Annotated in this window: 1 protein-coding gene; it reads right to left on the reverse strand. The window is 47.4% G+C overall.

All coding sequences use genetic code 11. The features are described 5' to 3' along the window. The coding region (gene hemA / locus R7Q46_RS30665; RefSeq protein WP_318078777.1) for a glutamyl-tRNA reductase at positions 1–504 on the reverse strand (504 nt) is incomplete at both ends.

Genomic DNA, 504 nt, shown 5'->3' on the forward strand with positions numbered 1-504 from the left:
ACATCACGTGGTACAGCAATATCGACTAACAGAATAGGTTGATGACGACGTTGTTTCAGCGCCGTTTCGACCATGCCTTTACCAATAATAGGTAACGGACTCGCTGTTGAGCTAATCACGATGTCCGCTCTTGCGAGGTGGTCTGGGATTTCGTTCAGGCTGATTACTTCTGCACCAAACTGCTCAGCTAACCCTTGAGCACGCTCTTTGGTGCGGTTTGCGACTATCATTTTTGTGCAGCCGTTCGACGCTAAGTGCTTCGCGACCAGTTCGATGGTTTCACCTGCCCCGACGAGTAAGACTGTCGAGTCAGATAACGATTCGAAAATGTGTTTTGCTAATGTACATGCGGCGTAAGCCACCGACACAGCATTGCCACCGATATCAGTTTCCGTACGAACTCGTTTTGCAACAGAAAACGTTTTTTGGAACAGCTTATCAATCGACGAGTCTACAGCTTGATGATCACGTGAATCAGAAAATGCCTGTTTCACTTGACCTAAG

This window comes from Vibrio sp. 811 (genome assembly GCF_033339195.1).